Genomic DNA, 18,638 nt, shown 5'->3' on the forward strand with positions numbered 1-18,638 from the left:
TATGCAATAATTATTTATGTAGACAGACCTGTCTGCTTAATTTACTTTGTGCAAACAGATCTGTCTACATGCAATAAGGAGACATTATGGAAATCAGACAACCTGTACCTCCATTTACATTTGAAACTGCTGAACTGAAAGTCCGTTTGGCAGAAGACGCCTGGAACACACGGAATCCAGAAAAGGTTTCTCTAGTGTATACAAAAGATACTTTGTGGCGTAACCGAACTGAGTTTGTGGCAGGGCGTGAAGCCGTCGTCAATTTTTTGACACGCAAATGGAATAGAGAGATTGATTACCGTCTTATCAAAGAGTTATGGGCATTTGATACAAATCACATTGCTGTACGTTTTGCCTATGAATGGCATGATGACTCAGATAATTGGTTCCGTAGTTTCGGCAATGAAAATTGGGAGTTTAATAGACAGGGTTTAATGACACGCCGTTTCGCATGTATCAATGATATGCCAATCAAGGAAACGGAAAGGCTTTTTTACTGGCCATTGGGACGTCGCCCTGATGAACATAAAGGGTTAAGTGAATATGGTTTATGAACTACACATCCTCTGAGAGAAATCTTAATTGAATATTTATCACGCAAATATTATTTAATTATTAACCTTTATATTGTTTTCCTTTGTTGATTAGGGGTTGTTGACGTTTTGTGTTCATCATTTATTCTAACCATTTTTTGGCGAAAACAAGGATAGCAGATTATCATGCCGTTCAAATTTCCTTTACAAAACGTCCACAGACCCTAGACAACAATGCCGGAAAATAGGCCGGGATTCTCGTAAATTTCCGGCCTTATCGGGGATTAAAGTGAGAAGTTTATGACTGGTATGTCCTCAAAAACGTTCCATTAAGCAATTCTCCCGATGGATTAAGCTTTACCTGATTTCGATACTGTTACAACAAATAACTAAAAAATAGAGCAGCTAAATACAGGCCAACACCATAAGAAGTGTGTGCCATCAGGCTTCTTAACCTGGCTGTATTAGGGGCGGGTGTTTTAGATGCAGCAATCCCCATTCCCATACCTGGTTGCATAATGAAGAAAGGAGCAACTACAGTAACAATGCCGATAATTAAAGCCGGCAGAAAAGTGGGGTTTTTTGCCCAATCTACTCCATAAATGAGTAATAGTACGCCCGCAAAAATGATCCCAATCAAATAGTGGGCAAACCAACCAATTCCGGTTTCACCTTTCACTGGCTCAGCTTGTAGAATGGTTGTATGGATAAATTTCCCTCTGGGAATATGCCCAATCCAGCGCCCTACCATGCTATAGTTCAGCGAGGGAATGCCGAAACACCATTTTATGAAAACCGCCCAAAGATCCATAACAACCGTTGCACCAGCACCAATTAGTACAGAATAAACAATAAACTCCAATCCTTCATTCATCTGTTGCGATCCTCCGAATTGTGGCTATCTATTAATGGTCAATCAGTGAGTACTCGAAATGCCTGAAAAACTTTGATACCATGATAATCAATTAAATTATTGAATATAATAATGCTGGAAGTAGAAAGTCAATGTTTGATAAAGAAATTCTTGTTGAGATTGCGGAAATTGCTAAAGTGTTGGGAAATTCCCATCGGCTGATATTGCTTGAGTGTCTGATAGATACTGAACAATCGGTGGAAAATTTGTCGGAGCTTTCCGGCCTGTCGATTGCCAATACTTCCCAGCATCTCCAGCATCTCAAACGGGCGGGCTTGCTCCAGTCCCGTAAATCAGGCAAGCATGTGTTTTATCGTCGGAGTGAAGGGCCTGTCATAGCGGTTATCGCTGCACTCCAGCAATATGCCGAATTTAACCGCAAAGAAATGCGTAGATTGATCGATGATTCGAGTAATCAGGAAGCCGTTTCGTGGGAAGAACTGCTGGAGAGGCTCAAAGCTAAGAGTATGACTTTACTCGATGTCAGACCAAAAGAGGAGTTTGAGCAGGGGCATTTACCCGATGCCATTAATATTCCTGTCGATGAGCTGGAGAACAGGCTGGATGAACTGGCATCTAATAAGGAATTGATCGCCTATTGTCGTGGCCCTTACTGCGTACTTTCTGCCAATGCCCTTGAATTGCTTCATGCTAAAGGAATCCAAGCCCGTCGGTTTAAAAAAGGATTTTCAGGTTGGAAAGAGGCTGGGATGCGAATCGAGACAAAGTCTTAATAAATAACTGGCGATCACAATCACATTTTTTGAACACTATGCGCGCGCAGTATTTACCCGCTACCAAAGTAAGGTGAAGTTATGGCTGACAGGTGTCGGATTGCCGAGAAACAGCTCTCAATCAGACATCTATCAGGCTATTCACCATCAATTGGTTGCCAGTGCCAGGAAATTATTCCTGATGCCCAGATTGGTAATATGTTGCTTGGTGGTTTGATGTATCCATTATGTCCTTCAATTATTAATAGTAACAAGCAGCATATGGGCTTTTAACGACGTGCACTTTTTGGCCTGAATGCGGCTACAATGCGTTCATCCGTTTCCACATAAGGGCCATCCAGCAATTGGATACAGTAAGGAACACTGGCGAAAATTCCCGCTACCAACACTTTGCCATTTTCGCCTTTTAATCCTTCTAATGTTTCGGCGATGGCTTTCGGTTGTCCGGGAAGGTTTAGAATCAGCGCTTGATTGCGGATCACACCAACTTGTCGTGACAGAATGGCTGTTGGTACAAATTGAAGGCTGATTTGGCGCATTTGTTCCCCAAATCCTGGCATTTCACGATCAGCAATTGCCAGCGTTGCATCCGGTGTTACATCGCGACGTGCTGGTCCTGTTCCCCCAGTAGTTAGTACCAGATGGCATCCCAATTCATCAACCAATTCACACAATGTTTGTTCAATCAGGATTTGCTCATCAGGGATCAGACGGGTTTCTACGTTAAAAGGTGTGGTAATCGCTTTTTTCAACCATGTTTCCAGTGCGGGCAGCCCTTTATCCTGATAAACGCCATTTGAAGCACGATCAGAAACAGACACCAGGCCAATGCGCAATACATTCATGCAAACCTCAATTAATTATAAGAATAGGTAAATAATAAAATTTGTTGGCTGCAACTTGAAATTTATTGAATATAAGTTATAGCTGAGTCGATGGTAACATGCCCCCAACTTCGTTGCAGTGTAATAATATTTCTACTATCCACCTATATGTCACCTATACAAGAGAATCTATCCTGGAAAGGCTCCGGCAACTTGTTAATGTTATACCCTCTGTTTCCTTTTACAGAAAATATATTCTGCTTTCTAACGCTGCCACTATAGAGTCTCGTCTGGGAAATTGAGTGGTGTGTGACCCATGGGACAGCCAGGTCTATCCAATCGCCCTTTATGACAGCAAGATCCCATTTAGAGGAGGATTAATTTTATACTACCGTTATGTATGAAAATGCTCTTCCTCCCCCTTCTCCCTGACACAGAAAAATAATTATTACTAAAACACAAAGCCGATCACATTTACGCAACAAATTGTCATCTTTTATCGAAAAGTACCAGCAAATCCTCCGAAAGTCTCTTCAAGAGGAGCCGTTTAGTCGCTTCAATCAAACAATGAAAGAAACATAAAATTAACACCTGTTCCCCATGTGGATAACAAACCCAAATAAGGGAACTTCTTGGAGTATGAGGTTGCTATGAGACTAGAAAATTTGCGTACTGATCATAAACGCCCATTAACCAGTAAAGAATATCTGAGTTCACTTCAGGATAGCCGCGAAATTTACATCTATGGTGAACGGGTTAAAGATGTCACAACACATCCGGCTTTCCGCAATGCGGCTGCTTCAATTGGTCAACTGTATGATGCCCTTCATGCCCCAGAAACCCGCGATGTACTCTGTTGGGATACCGATACTGGAAGTGGTGGCTACACACATAAATTCTTCCGTTTCGCCACCAGCGCCGATGATATCCGCCAGCAGCGTGATGCCATTGCCGAATGGTCACGCCTGACCTACGGTTGGATGGGACGCTCACCCGATTATAAAGCTGCATTCTGCTGCTCATTGGGGGCTTATCCTGAATATTATGGGCAATTCGCTGACAATGCTCGCATCTGGTATAAGCGCATTCAGGAAAGCTGCATCTATTTCAACCATGCAATTGTTAATCCACCGATTGATCGCCATAAGCCAGCCGATCAGGTCAAAGATGTTTTTATCAAGATAGAAAAAGAGACAGATGCCGGAATTATTGTCAGTGGAGCTAAAGTCGTCGCCACCAATTCAGCCCTGACTCACTATAATTTCATTGGTTTTGGCTCTGCACAGGTTATCGGGGATAATCCTGATTTTGCCCTTATGTTTGTTGCACCAATGGATGCTGATGGTGTGAAATTAATTTCCCGCGCTTCTTATGAATTGGTAGCTGGTGCTACTGGCTCACCTTTTGATTACCCCCTTTCCAGTCGGTTTGATGAAAATGACGCCATTCTGGTGATGGATAAGGTATTAATTCCGTGGGAAAACGTGTTAATTTATCGCGATTTTGATCGAGCCCGTAATTGGGCGGTGCAAAGTGGTTTTGCGCGGCTATTCCCCATGCAAGCCTGTGTACGCCTTGCCGTTAAGCTGGATTTCATTACGGCACTGTTGCAAAAAAGCCTTGAATGCACTGGCGTGGTGGAGTTCCGCGGTGTTCAGGCCGATTTGGGAGAGGTCGTTGCATGGCGCAATCTGTTCTGGTCACTGACAGATGCGATGTGGGCAGAAGCCAAGCCGTGGGAAAATGGTGCTTATCTGCCCGATACTCAGGCGATTCAGACTTATCGCGTGATGGCTCCCATGGCTTACACAAAAATCAAGAATATTATTGAAAGCAATGTCACCAGCGGCTTGATTTATCTGCCATCCAGTGTACGTGACATGAATAATCCTGAGATCAATAAGTATCTTGAAAAGTATGTCCGTGGATCTAATGGTATTGACCATGTGGAACGGATCAAGATTTTGAAATTAATGTGGGATGCCATTGGCAGTGAGTTCGGCGGTCGCCATGAATTATACGAAATCAATTATGCCGGTAGTCAGGACGAAATTCGCCTGCAATGTCTGCGTCACGCCTATGGCTCCGGCAATATGAAGAAAATGACAGAATTGGTGGATCGCTGTCTTTCTGACTATGATGTGAATGGCTGGACCAGCCCCCACTTACATAATAACTGTGATATTAACCTGTTAGATAAGCTGCTGAAATAATTCAGTAGCGGGAGGCCTATTATGTCTGTAGAAAATAAACACCGCTTGCGTTTCAGGGATGCGATGGCAAGCCTTTCTGCTGCGGTGAATATCATCACCACGGATGGTTCTGCGGGGCGCTGTGGTATGACTGCAACGGCGGTGTGCTCTGTGACAGATACGCCTCCGACTCTGATGGTATGTATTAATCGCAATAGCACCATGAATCCGGTATTTCAGGAAAATGGCCATCTGTGTGTCAATATCCTGAATCATGAACAGGAATTGATGGCGCGCCATTTCGCTGGTATTACGGGTGTCAGCATGGAAGAGCGCTTTAAATGGGATATCTGGAAAACTGGCATACTGGGGCAACCCTTGTTGCAAGGGACACTCGCCAATTTAGAAGGATGTATCAAGCAAGTGCAGGAAGTCGGCACTCACTATGTATATCTAGTAGAAATAAAACAGATTATTGTTCGTGAAGAAGGTCATGGGCTTATTTACTTTAAGCGCGATTTTCATCCAGTGATGGATAAAAGCATAGCTACCGTTGTTTAAAAAAACGCATCAAAAACAATAACATTACAAACACAGCCTCCTAATATGAAGGTTCTTTAACAAAGAGCCTTTATCTCTAAATTCTTAGCGATATCTTTTTAATTGCTATTTAATAGCTTTAGCACTGAATATCAGACGAAAATTTCAATTTAAAAATGCTCAATCTCATTTCAAAAATCGAAATAGACAACAAAATACATAATAAAAAATTAATATATAATCATCAGTAATTCTATTTACCCTCATTTTTACTTCATCTACCTATTTTCAATAAATAACAAACAGGGGAGGTTAAATGATAATCGAATTGATTTATTTGCGAGCACAAAACCGGCTTATTAATAATTTTTGATATTAATTTAGTGAATATTCTGTCAGATCTGGTATTACTTTTTTTAGTTAGTGTGATCCATCGTTGAGAAGATACCATACCAGTATATTAACCTCCCCGCTTCACGGTCACCTTGAGTAAATAAACAAAATCACAACCAACGCGATACATTAAGCTAAAAATATGTTAACAACAGCGAAATTATCTGAATATATTTCTATCTAAATGTATTGCTCATCTAATGATAGCTAACAGAGGCATTCACTATGAGTAAAACCGCTCCAGTCGGTTTATGGGATCAACCCAAACCTTTCTTTATGATATTTTTTGTAGAACTATGGGAACGATTTGGCTACTACGGCGTTCAAGGTATTCTGGCTGTTTACTTCGTTCAGCAACTTGGTTTTTCAGAAACACAATCATTTATTACTTTTGGCGCATTTACGGCGCTGGTCTACGGGCTGATTTCCATCGGTGGTTATGTTGGTGATCATTTGCTGGGGACAAAAAGAACCATTGTTTTGGGTGCTATCATACTGGCGATAGGTTACTTCATGATTGGCCTTTCCATTATCAATCCTGAGCTGATTTTTTATGCTTTGGGAACCGTTGCTGTTGGTAATGGCCTTTTCAAAGCTAACCCCGCCAGTCTGCTGGCAAAATGTTACCAGCCGCAAGACCCGCGTTTGGATGGTGCATTTACGCTATTTTATATGTCCATCAACCTTGGCTCTCTGGTTTCCCTTTCTCTTGCCCCCGTCATTGCCGAGAAATATGGTTATGCCATCACCTATAATATCTGCGGTATCGGCCTGATTATTGCCCTGCTGGTTTATATCGCCTGCCGCCGTATGATACATAACATCGGTTCAGAGCCAGACCATGCTCCTTTGCGCTATATCACCTTGTTTTTGGTCTTAATCGGTACAGTTGCAATGATTGGCATTTGTGCATGGTTATTGCGTAACATCAAAATTGCCAATATTGCCCTTATGGCGATCTCAACCATCGTTGTGGTGATTTTCTTCTGGCAGGCATTCAAACAGGACAGAGTTGGCCGCAATAAAATGCTTGTGGCCTTTATTCTGATGCTTCAGGCTATCGTATTCTTTATCCTGTATAACCAGATGCCTACTTCCCTCAATTTTTTCGCCATCAACAATGTTCATCACCAGATTCTGGGTTTTAATATCAATCCCATCAGTTTTCAGGCACTGAACCCATTCTGGATCATCGTCGTCAGCCCTATCCTGGCCGTGGTTTACACTAAGCTAGGTAATAAGGGTAAAGATTTTTCCATGCCAACAAAATTCACCTGCGGCATGTTCTTGTGTTCTCTGGGATTCCTGACGGCAGCAGCTTCTGGTTTCTTTGCTGATGGGCATGGTATTACCTCTCCGTGGTTTATCGTGCTGGTGTACCTGTTCCAGAGCATCGGAGAGTTAATGATCAGTGCATTGGGACTGGCAATGGTAGCAACGTTTGTTCCCAGCTATCTGACGGGTTTTATTCTGGGTATGTGGTTCTTGTCACAAGCCGCCGCATCAGTGTTGGGTAGTTATGTCGCAACCTTTACAGCCGCACCAGAAGGTGTGACTGACCCACTGCAAACCCTGCCACTTTATACCAGCGTATTTAGTAAGATCGGGATTGCCACTTTGATTGTTGCCGTGATTATGGCCTTTATGGTGCCGTGGCTGAATAAGATTATGAAAGCGTAATTTATCTGGCACTTATGAATTGAACAATTTTCCGCTCGTTGATAAGTCAAATAACGAGCGGAAAAGCTGGCTAATTCACAAAGAATTTAGCCAGCTTTTACACTATCTGAATGATAATTTCTTACAGTACATCAACTGCGTTCAGCTCTTTAAAAGCCTGTTCCAGACGAACAACCATGGAAGCCTGAGCAGCACGCAGCCAAACACGTGGATCGTAGAACTTCTTGTTAGGCTTATCTGCCCCTTCAGGGTTACCTAACTGGCCTTGCAGGTAGCCTTCGTTCTTTTTGTAGTAATTCAGGATACCCTCCCAGGTTGCCCATTGAGTATCGGTATCGATATTCATTTTCACGACCCCGTAACTCACTGCTTCCTGAATCTCTTCTGCAGTAGAGCCAGAACCACCGTGGAAGACAAAATCCAGACTGTTGTGTGGCAGGTTGAATTTTTCAGAAACGTAGTCCTGTGAATTGCGCAGAATTTTTGGCGTCAGTTTAACGTTGCCTGGTTTATATACACCATGAACGTTACCGAAAGAAGCCGCGATGGTGAAACGCGGGCTGATAGCGTTCAGTTTCTCATACGCATAAGCCACATCTTCTGGCTGTGTGTACAGGGAAGAGCTGTCCAGATGGGAATTATCAACACCATCTTCTTCACCACCAGTACAACCCAGTTCGATTTCCAGTGTCATGTCGATTTTCGCCATACGTGCCAGATATTGGCTGCAAATCTCGATATTTTCTTCCAGAGATTCTTCTGACAGGTCGATCATGTGAGAGGAGAACAGAGGTTTGCCCGTTTGCGCGTAGTGTTTCTCACCCGCTTCCAGCAAGCCGTCGATCCATGGCAGTAGTTTACGTGCACAATGGTCGGTATGCAGGATAACAGGCACGCCATAATGCTCTGCCATCTGGTGAACATGGTGAGCACCAGAAATTGCACCGATAATCGCTGCTTGCTGACCTTCTGCTTTCATACCTTTACCGGCAATGAAAGAAGCACCGCCGTTAGAAAACTGGATAATGACCGGAGCACGTACTTTTGCCGCCGTTTCCAACACTGCGTTGATGGAATCAGTACCGACGCAGTTAACCGCTGGTAACGCGAAATTGTTTTCTTTAGCGACGGCAAAGACTTTTTGAACATCATCACCAGTGATGACACCCGGTTTTACGAAATCAAAAATTTTAGACATGTTACGTGGTCCTGTATTGACATTGAACAGGCAGCCAATGCTGCCCGTTATTACAACTTAATTACTTTTAGCACGTTCTTCCAGCATCACAACGGCTGGCAGTTTTTTGCCTTCAACGAATTCAAGGAAAGCGCCACCACCGGTAGAGATGTAAGAGATCTTGTCAGCAATTTCGAACAGATCGATTGCTGCCAACGTATCCCCTCCTCCAGCGATAGAGAAAGCATCACTCTCAGCAATTGCACGAGCAATAATTTCGGTTCCTTTGCGGAAGTTAGGGAATTCAAAAACACCTACGGGACCATTCCACAAAATGGTCTTGGCGCTTTTCAGGATTTCAGCCAGACGTTCAGCAGAAGCATCACCCAAGTCAAGGATCTGCTCTTCATCTTTAATTTCGCTGGTAGATTTCAGCGTTGCTTCCGCAGTCTCAGAGAATTCCGTTGCAACACGAACATCGGTAGGAACTGGGATGTCACAGCTTTCCATCAGTTTTTTCGCTTCTGCGATCAAATCATCTTCGTACAGCGAACGACCAACATTGTGCCCTTCTGCGGCAACAAATGTATTAGCAATTCCACCACCGACAATCAGTTGATCGGCAATTTTGGACAACGAATCAAGAACGGTCAGTTTGGTTGAAACCTTAGAGCCACCCACGATCGCCACCATTGGACGGGCAGGATTGTGTAGTGCTTTACCCAAAGCCTCCAGTTCACCAGATAGCAGTGGACCAGCACAAGCAATAGGGGCAAACTTAGCAACGCCATGAGTTGACGCTTGCGCACGATGGGCAGTACCAAAAGCATCCATTACATACACATCACACAGTGCAGCATACTGTTTTGATAACGTTTCATCGTCTTTTTTCTCACCTTTGTTGAAGCGAACGTTTTCCAGAACAACTAATTCGCCTTCTGCCACTTCAACACCATCCAGATAGGTTTTTTCCAGACGAACAGGAGAAGAAAGTGCTTCTTTCAAATAATCAACGACAGGTTGCAGTGAGAACTCTTCGTTGTATTCTCCCTCAGTCGGGCGTCCCAGGTGAGAAGTAACCATGACTTTGGCTCCCTGATTCAACGCAGCCTCAATTGTCGGCAAAGACGCCCGAATTCGTGCATCTGAGGTAACTTTGCCATCTTTTACAGGCACATTCAGATCAGCACGGATCAATACGCGTTTACCCGCCAGATCTAAATCAGTCATATTAATTACAGACATGGTGAATCCTCTCATTGATTCTTTATAAAATTACTCAATCTTCTGCTGTGTGCCGTTTGTGACACAACAAATGATTATTTGAAACCGGTTGCGGCCATTGCCAGTGTCGTATCAATCATGCGATTGGCAAAGCCCCACTCATTGTCACACCACACAAGGGTTTTAATCAGGTGCTTCCCGCTAACCCTCGTTTGTGTGCCATCCACAATAGCACTGTGGGGATCGTGGTTAAAATCCGTTGAAACCAACGGCAAACTAGTATAATCCACTATACCATGAAACTCTCTGGCCGCTGATTTTTGCAGGAGCTGGTTCACTTCTTCAACATTCACTGCTGCGTGGACTGTTACGCTCAAGTCAATGGCTGTCACATTGATAGTCGGTACTCGAACAGAAATCGCCTCAAACCGATCACTGAATTTAGGGAAAATACGTGTGATCCCCGCAGCCAGTTTTGTATCAACAGGAATGATAGATTGACTGGCCGCTCGCGTCCGCCGTAAATCACTGTGATAAGCATCAATCACGGGTTGATCATTCATCGATGCGTGAATGGTTGTCACCGTACCAGATTCAATATTGAACGCATCGTCCAACACTTTAATGATTGGAATGATGCAGTTTGTTGTACAGGATGCATTAGAAACAATACGATCTTCGGTAACCAATGAATGGTGATTAACACCATATACTACGGTTGCATCCAGATTATTTCCTCCCGGATGCGCAAATAGGACTTTTTTGGCTCCGCTGGCGATATGAGACTCTCCGTCTGCCCGTTCACCATACTTACCTGTGCAATCAAGAACAATATCAATGCCCAACTCTTTCCACGGCAGAGCCGAGATATTCGGTTGATGAAACAGCCGGATGCTATCGTCTCCTATTTGCAATAAATCATTATTCAGGCGTACATCCCATGCAAAACGTCCATGACTGGAATCGTATTTCAACAAGTGAGCAATGCCTTGTGCATTTGCCAACTCATTGATAGCGATCACTGAAATTTCAGCTTGACGCCCGGATTCGTAAAGAGCACGCAAGACGCTGCGCCCTATTCTTCCAAAACCATTAATCGCTACCCTGATAGTCATGTTACTCCCTGAATTTCTCCGTAGTTACGCAACCGCTTAGGATAACTGAGCAATATCTACTTGTACTGATAATTCATCACAAAATTAACCAGATTGTGACAGACAAGACATTTTATTATCTCATTTATGCACTTAACTGAAACGGTTCAGCAACCGTGAAAGCAGATTACGAGAAAAAAAGAGTGATGGCAAGCGCCATTCGTCACATTATGAAGGAAAAATTGAACAAAAAAAGAGCGCATTCGCCCTAAAATTGATGCGAATGCGCTTAATAGGATTGTTTGGCGATTATTTCAGCAAAGCTATTGCCTTGGCTACTACATTTTCAACAGTGAAACCAAACTCTTTAAACAGAACATCAGCAGGTGCAGATTCACCGAAAGTGTTCATACCGACGATAGCACCATTGATACCGACATATTTGAACCAGTAATCAGAAATACCCGCTTCGATAGCAACACGGGCAGAAACTGCCGCTGGCAATACCGCTTCACGGTATATAGCATCCTGTTTATCGAAAGCATCGGTAGATGGCATAGAAACCACGCGAACTTGACGCCCTTCAGCAGTCAGTTGTTCAGCCGCTTTCACTGCCAGTTCCACTTCGGAACCGGTTGCAATCAGGATCAATTCAGGCTGGCTTGCGCAATCCTTCAGGATGTAAGCCCCTTTCTCGATATTCGCCAATTGCTCAGCACTACGATCCTGCTGTGCCAGATTTTGACGGGAGAAGATCAATGCAGTTGGGCCATCTTTACGCTCAATCGCATATTTCCACGCAACCGCAGATTCAACCTGATCACATGGACGCCATGTACTCATATTTGGCGTTACACGCAGGCTAGCAATCTGCTCAACTGGCTGGTGAGTTGGGCCATCTTCACCCAAGCCGATAGAATCGTGGGTATAAACGAAGATACTACGCACCTTCATCAGTGCCGCCATGCGTACCGCGTTACGGGCATATTCAACGAACATCAGGAATGTTGCGCCATAAGGCACAAAACCACCATGCAATGCAATACCGTTCATGATGGCAGACATACCAAATTCACGCACACCGTAGTGAATGTAGTTACCGCCCTGAACTTCGTTCAAAGGCTTAGAGCCAGACCACATGGTCAGGTTACTCGGTGCTAAGTCAGCAGAGCCACCCATGAATTCTGGCAGAACTTGACCGAATGCTTCCAGGGCATTTTGTGATGCCTTACGGCTAGCAATGGAAGCTGGGTTTTGTTGCAGTTTTTCAATGAATGCTTTGGATTCAGTTTCCCAATTCGCTGGCAGCTCACCGCTGGTACGACGGTTGAATTCCGCAGCCAGTTCTGGATAAGCTTGCGCATATGCAGTAAATTTTTCTTCCCAAGTGGCTTCTTTGGCCTTGCCTGCTTCCTGAGCATTCCAGCCAGCGTAAATGTCCTGAGGAATTTCAAACGAAGGATGTTCCCAACCCAGTGCCTTACGAGTTGCTTCAATTTCAGCATCACCCAGCGGGGAGCCATGACACTCTTCTTTGCCTGCTTTGTTTGGTGAGCCAAAACCGATGATGGTTTTGCACATCAACAGGGATGGTTTGTTTGTTTCTTTGCGGGCTGCTTCGATGGCTGCCGCAATAGCGTCAGAGTCATGGCCATCTACGCCACGGATAACATGCCAGCCATAAGCTTCAAAACGTGCTGCGGTATCATCAGTGAACCAACCTTCTACCTCACCATCAATAGAGATACCGTTGTCATCATAGAATGCGATCAATTTGCCCAGTTTCAGTGTACCCGCTAAAGAGCAAACTTCATGGGAGATCCCTTCCATCATACAGCCGTCACCCATGAACACATAAGTGTAGTGATCGACGATATCATGGTCTGGACGGTTAAACTGCGCAGCTAGTGTACGTTCTGCAATCGCAAAACCTACTGCATTGGCGATACCTTGCCCCAATGGGCCAGTCGTGGTTTCTACGCCTGGAGTATAGCCATATTCTGGATGGCCTGGTGTTTTAGAGTGCAGTTGACGGAAATTTTTCAAATCATCAATAGAAACATCATAACCCGTCAGATGCAGAAGGCTATAAATCAGCATGGAGCCGTGGCCATTGGATAATACGAAACGGTCACGATCAACCCAACCCGGGTTAGAAGGGTTATGGTTCAAATAATCGCGCCACAGCACTTCGGCAATGTCAGCCATTCCCATTGGTGCGCCAGGATGCCCTGATTTTGCTTTCTGCACAGCATCCATGCTCAAGAAGCGGATAGCATTAGCAAGGGTTTTACGAGTGATCATTCTTTACTCCAAGTCGGATGAAAGCGTTAGTGAACTAAGAACTAATTTTCGCAGCGCAGCGTACAAACCGCAATCATTAATGCCAGATAAGAAGAACTATCTTAATTTCACCTTGGCAATAATTCTTTGATTTACCCCGTTGTTTTGATGCCTTCGCAGGGCGATTCAGACAACTAAAGGTGATCTTGCGCAAGCAGGAAATCATTTCCTCACAGGATTTGCGCAATGAAAACCACGTATTAGACACGATACACAATAGGTTAATCAAGGCTAAAAATACGCGTTTTTCTATCGGAACAGGGGCATGATATAGAAATGATGACATGCTCTAACCCGAAACATTTTTACTGGTTCAGAGAACGTTAGATATAGGTACTGCTATAGGGATGTATTCGTCTTATTAGCAATCGCATCAACTGCAATTTTGGTGATATCACCTTGAATGATATTAATTTCATTGTTAATTATTTTCTATGTTTTATTTACCCCACCATTTTTAAATAAATTGCTTTTATCATTTTTTGTTACAACTTATCGTTTTATATAACACATACCAATTATCTTTTCATCCATATTTTAATATTGACAAATCCAACCTATCTGTAAAAAACAAAACATCAAAATAAAATTTCATAAATAATCTATTCGCGAGTATCCAACACAATTCTATTTTTACCTCAAATAAATTATCACAGAAAACAAAATAACTCATAACAATATACCACCAAGTCAATAAAATTTAATTATTGGATGATAAGAAAAAGGAATTTGAATTAATAATTAAAAAAAGTGAGCTTATAGACTCATAATGACTTTAAAACATCAAAAAAACATTAAGGAAATGACATGAAAAAATAATTATTTTTATTTCGTTATATTTTATTGGGTTACAAATCGCTTTTACTGAACTTAATTCAATGAATACTGATTCTGGTTATAATATTGCGACAGAATTAACTCAAAGATATAACGATACTAGAAATAACTGTGGAGATGGGGATCACCCTGCTTTTCTATGCTCTGGAATTATGTTAAGAGGAACAGTTCCTTCAGATGATTATTATTCTTGGAATCCAAGCCCACATTCTCAAAGTAGCGGTGGCGTCTCATTTTCTTATTTGAGAACTGACTCTAAACTTATTACATTAGATGCTGGTTACACAAATGGTTTCATTTTTTCTCCTTATTTATCTGCATCGGTAAATAATAAAAAACATCCTGAGGTTCTTTGCTATTTCCCAATTAATGCAGACTCTGCTAACAGAAGTGAAAAAGGCTGTGGCCCTATTCCAAATACCCCCCAAAGTGTACCTTGCCAACAGCAAGGAATTACCACCGCACATCAGTGGATAAACAATGGAAACGATGAGACAAATCAATGTGGTTTTGATATCAGTATTAAACCAGGGAAAAATCATGCTGATGCTTTCATACAGGGAATTCAAGCTCGTTTACAACTCTTATTTGTAGTAAACAATGAATTAATATTAGCTACTTGGCCTCAAAATATTGCCAATGAATTACCTATCGAAGCCTTTTTCTATCTTCCCGGAGGATTGGAAGGTGCTCAACATGAGCAAAAAGATTTTCATAATGTCACTGGAAAAACAATACCAATCATACGGATAGAACTTCCTGCCAATTACAGTCAGGATGCAACTTTTACTTATAACCCAGAGGATCAAATCACTTTCAATTAAAATGAAAACCAGAAAATAAATCTAAAGACCAAAATCAATTTTACCAAGCACTAATACCAAGATTTAATCGTACAATGTGGCTATTTACGAAAACAATATGATTTCAATCGTAAATAGCCACAATGCAAAATGGTATAAAACAAAAAATAAAGGAGTTAAATCATTATTAGCCGTGTGTAATCGCGTTAAATTGTAATAATGCAGATAATCCAGCACATCTTCTTTCATTTCTGTCTGGGATAGTAAAACCTTCTTTGCGTAATTTTTTCGCCAGCATCCGATAACCTAAGATTTCCCTGCTTTCTTTAAACAGCGCGGTGGCTTTTTGGTGCAATGCGCGTTGCTCATCGGAAAATAGCCGAACGGGTTTTTCCTGCCAGATATAAAACGTGGAACGACTGACTTTCATCACGCGACATAACTGGCTGTCTGGTGTTGATCCCCGACAGTGACGACATCCGCACCATTAAGCAACAGTACCAACGCCAGCAAGACCAGCTCAGTGAGATTAAGCTCAAAATGCGGGAGCTGCTTGGTGACTACAAAATCCGCTAAGGGCAGGGACTGAGCGGCTCTAAAAAAGAAAAAAGCCGGAAGATCATGCTAATATTTCCGGCTTCTTGTTCATGTATAAAAACTGGTCATTCCAAATAAATTGTTTCTTCTGGCAACAAATTGTAAGCCATATCCAATTTATTCATTTTGACAAATTCATGAATCTGATGTGCCCTATTCGTAATATCCTCAATATTGATAATCCATTTGTTTACATAATTTTCCACTGCTTGATTACGCAGACCAATTTGTATAGTTCTCTGTTCTAACTTATTTAAATGAATATCTCGTTCAGGATCCCATTGAATAACCACATCACTTTGCTGAATTTCTTTTTTCCATTCCTCCTGAGAATTAAACAAAGCAGGGTCATAATGACTAATAACACCCTGCCGAAGAATTTCTCTAAATCCCTCATGTGTGATATCAATAGCCAAAATACGTTCTTGACCACTATCTTTCTCTCCCCAACCAGCACGATACATCATCCATAAAAATGAAGGCTTAATCCATGTCATACGTGTCATGCTAAAAGGGGGAGAAACGAACGTGTTATGTTTAATAGCGCTGTCAGCAATGGTAGAAGAATAAGCCTGATACACTCTAACCGATTGTTGCGTGTAAAATGCTCGTATTGAGTTGTTTTTATACGTGGACATAATCATCCTATTCTGTAATTTAATGTATTATTTATTCTGGTATCTCGGGATATACGGCACGGTAGAAAGAAGAAAGCCGAAAGATCACGGAGATCCTCCGGCCTCTTATTATGGCTTTAGCCAGTTTAAGATGCGTTAGCTTCTTAAACATAAAACCACCCGCTATGCGGGTGGAGTTCAAGGGTTATACCAAGAAAAACACCTTTCCGTTACGATATAGATGTTCAAGCTAATATCCGTAACTTAAATAAGGAAAGGTGTTTATGGGAATTAAAGCACAAAGCTCAGCCCATACAAAGTGGTTGTGCAAATACCATATCGTCTTTTCGCCGAAATATAGACGAAAAGTCATTTTTACCAGTTTGCGCTCAAGTATAGGTGAGATTTTACGAGACCTTTGTAAGTACAAAGGCGTTGAAATAATCGAAGGGCATCTAATGCCAGATCATGTGCATATGCTCGTGAGCATTCCCCCGAAAATAAGTGTTTCCAGTTTTATGGGGTACTTAAAAGGTAAAAGCTCGTTGATGATATTTGATAAACATGCCAATTTAAAATACAAATTTGGCAACCGGAAGTTTTGGTCGGAAGGCTATTACGTCAGCACAGTGGGGCTGAATGAAGCCACAATCCGTAAATATATCAGAGAGCAAGAAAAGTCAGATTTACTGCAGGATAAATTAAGTACACAAGAGTATAACGACCCCTTCAAGGGGTAAGCCAAAGAAGCAAAGACATTTAGCTTGAACGAAGAGAAAGCCGCGTCATTTAGGCGCAGTCGGTAACATGCCCTTATAGGGCTAGAGCAAACCTCCCGCTATGTGTAGTGATGTGATGGACGCCCCCTTTTTCAGCAGCAAATAGTGCCATCTTTTTTTCCGATGCACTGAATTTCGGGAGAACATCTCATGAATGCGATTAAAGTCATTGGCATTGACCTCGCCAAAAACGTTTTTCAAGTCTGTGTCTGGATGGCGGACGGTTCTGTCGCCTCGAACCGAAAAATTTCACGGCAAAAATTGCTTGATACTGTGCGCACTTTTTCGCCAGGAACCCTCATTGCTATGGAGGCCTGTGCAACTTCTCACTATTGGGGCAGAACCCTTCAGTCGATGGGATTTATCATCAGGCTTGTGCCGACCCAGCATGTTAAAGCTTTCAGCCATCATCAAAAAAATGATGCCAATGATGCACTGGCTATCGGCGAAACGGCCTGCCGACCCGGTATCCATTTTGTTCCGGTCAAGACGGTGGAACAGCAAGATATCAAGGCACTGCGCAGTGCCCGACAACTCATGGTGGAACAACGTACCGCACTCGCCAACCAGATTCGGGCTTTCCTCGCTGAGGAGGGGGTGATCGTTCCTGCTGGTCTTCAGAAACTGCAACAGTACCTGCCTGAGATTCTAGAAGAGGAGAGCCATGAGCTGTCCTCTGTACGACGACGTTTGCTTCATACTTTGGGGGAAGACCTACGGGATCTGAACATTCGCATTCATGAAATGGATAATGAAATAGCGGCACTTTCTCGTCAGCAAAGTGGTTATCACCATCTGCTCACGATCCCCGGCGTCGGTCCTCTTATTGCAGCCGCCTTCGTGAGTGAAGTCAGTGCGCCCCAATTTGCCAATGGCCGGCAACTTTCTGCCTGGTGTGGCCTGGTTCCCCGACAACACAGTTCAGGTGGAAAAAACCGGCTGTCTTCCCTGAGCAAAAATGGAAACCGTCATCTCCGAACGTTAATTATCCACGGTGCTCGTGCCGTGATGCGCTGTGTCCAAAATCGTGATGATGGTCTGGGAGAATGGTTGAGAAAACTGATTGCCCGATGCGGGTTTATGAAAGCCACGATCGTTTTAGCCAACAAACTGACCCGGATTATCTGGCGTGTTCTGCGGGATGAAGTGGATTTTAATATGCAAAAAGCTTTTACTATTAATTAATTGAGCAACAAAAATAGACGCATTATCGAGTTTGCAAACACTGATGAGAAAACGGCTACCGTCCCTGTCATAGCCTGAGTTATACCAAGGTAGTGATATACCGGTGTAGTGATAAGGAAACAGGGTGCGGATGACATCATGGCGCGGATAAATGAGTCCATAATGACGCCGGA

At 42.9% G+C, this 18,638-nt stretch carries 18 protein-coding genes and 1 pseudogene; 10 read left to right on the top strand and 9 right to left on the bottom strand.

What is annotated here, in order from left to right; genetic code table 11:
* Positions 1–86: 86 nt before the first annotated feature.
* Positions 87–554 (top strand): nuclear transport factor 2 family protein, encoded by a 468-nt coding sequence (locus Xish_RS03260; protein ID WP_099116691.1) that lies wholly within the window; start codon positions 87–89, stop codon positions 552–554.
* Positions 555–909: 355 nt separating this feature from the next.
* Here Xish_RS03260 and Xish_RS03265 read toward each other — a convergent pair whose 3' ends face one another.
* Positions 910–1,407, bottom strand: coding sequence for a DUF2938 domain-containing protein (locus tag Xish_RS03265; RefSeq protein ID WP_099116692.1), 498 nt, complete (start codon positions 1,405–1,407; stop codon positions 910–912).
* Positions 1,408–1,538: 131 nt separating this feature from the next.
* Here Xish_RS03265 and Xish_RS03270 point away from each other — a divergent pair, with 131 nt between their 5' ends.
* Entirely contained in the window at positions 1,539–2,180 is a 642-nt protein-coding gene (locus Xish_RS03270) for an ArsR/SmtB family transcription factor (protein ID WP_099116693.1), read from the top strand.
* A gap of 16 nt (positions 2,181–2,196) precedes the next feature.
* Positions 2,197–2,408: pseudogene (locus tag Xish_RS03275) on the top strand (6-phospho-beta-glucosidase); the annotation flags it as partial.
* 41 nt (positions 2,409–2,449) lie between these two features.
* On the opposite strand, the gene mog reads toward Xish_RS03275, so the two are convergent.
* The gene (gene mog, locus Xish_RS03280) at positions 2,450–3,025 is read right to left on the bottom strand and encodes a molybdopterin adenylyltransferase (protein ID WP_099116694.1); all 576 of its coding nucleotides are present in this window, start codon (positions 3,023–3,025) and stop codon (positions 2,450–2,452) included.
* Between the two features lie 629 nt (positions 3,026–3,654).
* Here mog and hpaB point away from each other — a divergent pair.
* The 3 genes from hpaB (at position 3,655) to dtpB (ending at position 7,809) form a co-directional block, all read left to right on the top strand.
* Positions 3,655–5,217: a 4-hydroxyphenylacetate 3-monooxygenase, oxygenase component gene (hpaB, locus tag Xish_RS03285; RefSeq protein WP_099116695.1), complete on the top strand. Its 1,563-nt coding sequence runs from the start codon at positions 3,655–3,657 to the stop codon at positions 5,215–5,217.
* 21 nt (positions 5,218–5,238) lie between these two features.
* Positions 5,239–5,757, top strand: a complete 519-nt coding sequence (gene hpaC / locus Xish_RS03290) for a 4-hydroxyphenylacetate 3-monooxygenase, reductase component (RefSeq protein ID WP_099116696.1) — start codon at positions 5,239–5,241, stop codon at positions 5,755–5,757.
* A 597-nt stretch (positions 5,758–6,354) separates the two neighbouring features.
* Complete coding sequence (gene dtpB, locus Xish_RS03295) at positions 6,355–7,809, top strand: dipeptide/tripeptide permease DtpB (RefSeq protein ID WP_099116697.1); 1,455 nt, start codon at positions 6,355–6,357, stop codon at positions 7,807–7,809.
* A gap of 121 nt (positions 7,810–7,930) precedes the next feature.
* Here the strand turns inward: dtpB and fbaA are convergent, their stop codons facing one another.
* The 4 genes from fbaA to tkt all read right to left on the bottom strand — a co-directional run bounded on the left by fbaA (position 7,931) and on the right by tkt (position 13,608).
* Positions 7,931–9,007 carry a class II fructose-bisphosphate aldolase gene (fbaA, locus tag Xish_RS03300; RefSeq protein ID WP_099116698.1) on the bottom strand — a complete coding sequence of 359 codons (1,077 nt, stop codon included), beginning with the start codon at positions 9,005–9,007 and terminating at the stop codon, positions 7,931–7,933.
* Between the two features lie 57 nt (positions 9,008–9,064).
* Complete coding sequence (pgk, locus tag Xish_RS03305; RefSeq protein ID WP_099116699.1) at positions 9,065–10,231, bottom strand: phosphoglycerate kinase; 1,167 nt, start codon at positions 10,229–10,231, stop codon at positions 9,065–9,067.
* 74 nt (positions 10,232–10,305) lie between these two features.
* On the bottom strand, positions 10,306–11,325 hold the full coding sequence (gene epd / locus Xish_RS03310) for an erythrose-4-phosphate dehydrogenase (RefSeq protein WP_099116700.1): 1,020 nt from the start codon (positions 11,323–11,325) through the stop codon (positions 10,306–10,308).
* A gap of 288 nt (positions 11,326–11,613) precedes the next feature.
* Complete coding sequence (gene tkt / locus Xish_RS03315; RefSeq protein WP_099116701.1) at positions 11,614–13,608, bottom strand: transketolase; 1,995 nt, start codon at positions 13,606–13,608, stop codon at positions 11,614–11,616.
* Positions 13,609–14,525: 917 nt separating this feature from the next.
* On the opposite strand from tkt, the gene Xish_RS03320 reads away from it, so the two are divergent.
* Complete coding sequence (locus Xish_RS03320) at positions 14,526–15,308, top strand: hypothetical protein (RefSeq protein ID WP_141553932.1); 783 nt, start codon at positions 14,526–14,528, stop codon at positions 15,306–15,308.
* A gap of 84 nt (positions 15,309–15,392) precedes the next feature.
* Here the strand turns inward: Xish_RS03320 and Xish_RS19460 are convergent, their stop codons facing one another.
* A complete protein-coding gene (locus tag Xish_RS19460) occupies positions 15,393–15,536 on the bottom strand; it encodes a hypothetical protein (protein WP_141553933.1) in 144 nt (47 codons plus the stop codon).
* The gene (locus tag Xish_RS03325; protein ID WP_141553934.1) at positions 15,475–15,720 is read right to left on the bottom strand and encodes a hypothetical protein; all 246 of its coding nucleotides are present in this window, start codon (positions 15,718–15,720) and stop codon (positions 15,475–15,477) included. The genes Xish_RS19460 and Xish_RS03325 overlap by 62 nt, the downstream gene beginning before the upstream one ends.
* Positions 15,721–15,740: 20 nt before the next feature.
* Here Xish_RS03325 and Xish_RS19105 point away from each other — a divergent pair, with 20 nt between their 5' ends.
* Positions 15,741–15,863, top strand: coding sequence for a hypothetical protein (locus Xish_RS19105; RefSeq protein WP_279625593.1), 123 nt, complete (start codon positions 15,741–15,743; stop codon positions 15,861–15,863).
* 86 nt (positions 15,864–15,949) lie between these two features.
* Here the strand turns inward: Xish_RS19105 and Xish_RS03330 are convergent, their stop codons facing one another.
* Positions 15,950–16,522 carry a DUF4291 domain-containing protein gene (locus Xish_RS03330; RefSeq protein ID WP_099116704.1) on the bottom strand — a complete coding sequence of 191 codons (573 nt, stop codon included), beginning with the start codon at positions 16,520–16,522 and terminating at the stop codon, positions 15,950–15,952.
* A 263-nt stretch (positions 16,523–16,785) separates the two neighbouring features.
* Here Xish_RS03330 and tnpA point away from each other — a divergent pair, with 263 nt between their 5' ends.
* On the top strand, positions 16,786–17,241 hold the full coding sequence (gene tnpA, locus Xish_RS03335; protein WP_099116705.1) for an IS200/IS605 family transposase: 456 nt from the start codon (positions 16,786–16,788) through the stop codon (positions 17,239–17,241).
* A gap of 189 nt (positions 17,242–17,430) precedes the next feature.
* Entirely contained in the window at positions 17,431–18,465 is a 1,035-nt protein-coding gene (locus Xish_RS03340; protein WP_099116706.1) for an IS110 family RNA-guided transposase, read from the top strand.
* Positions 18,466–18,638: the final 173 nt, after the last annotated feature.

It is taken from the genome of Xenorhabdus ishibashii, assembly GCF_002632755.1.
Lineage (GTDB): Bacteria > Pseudomonadota > Gammaproteobacteria > Enterobacterales > Enterobacteriaceae > Xenorhabdus > Xenorhabdus ishibashii.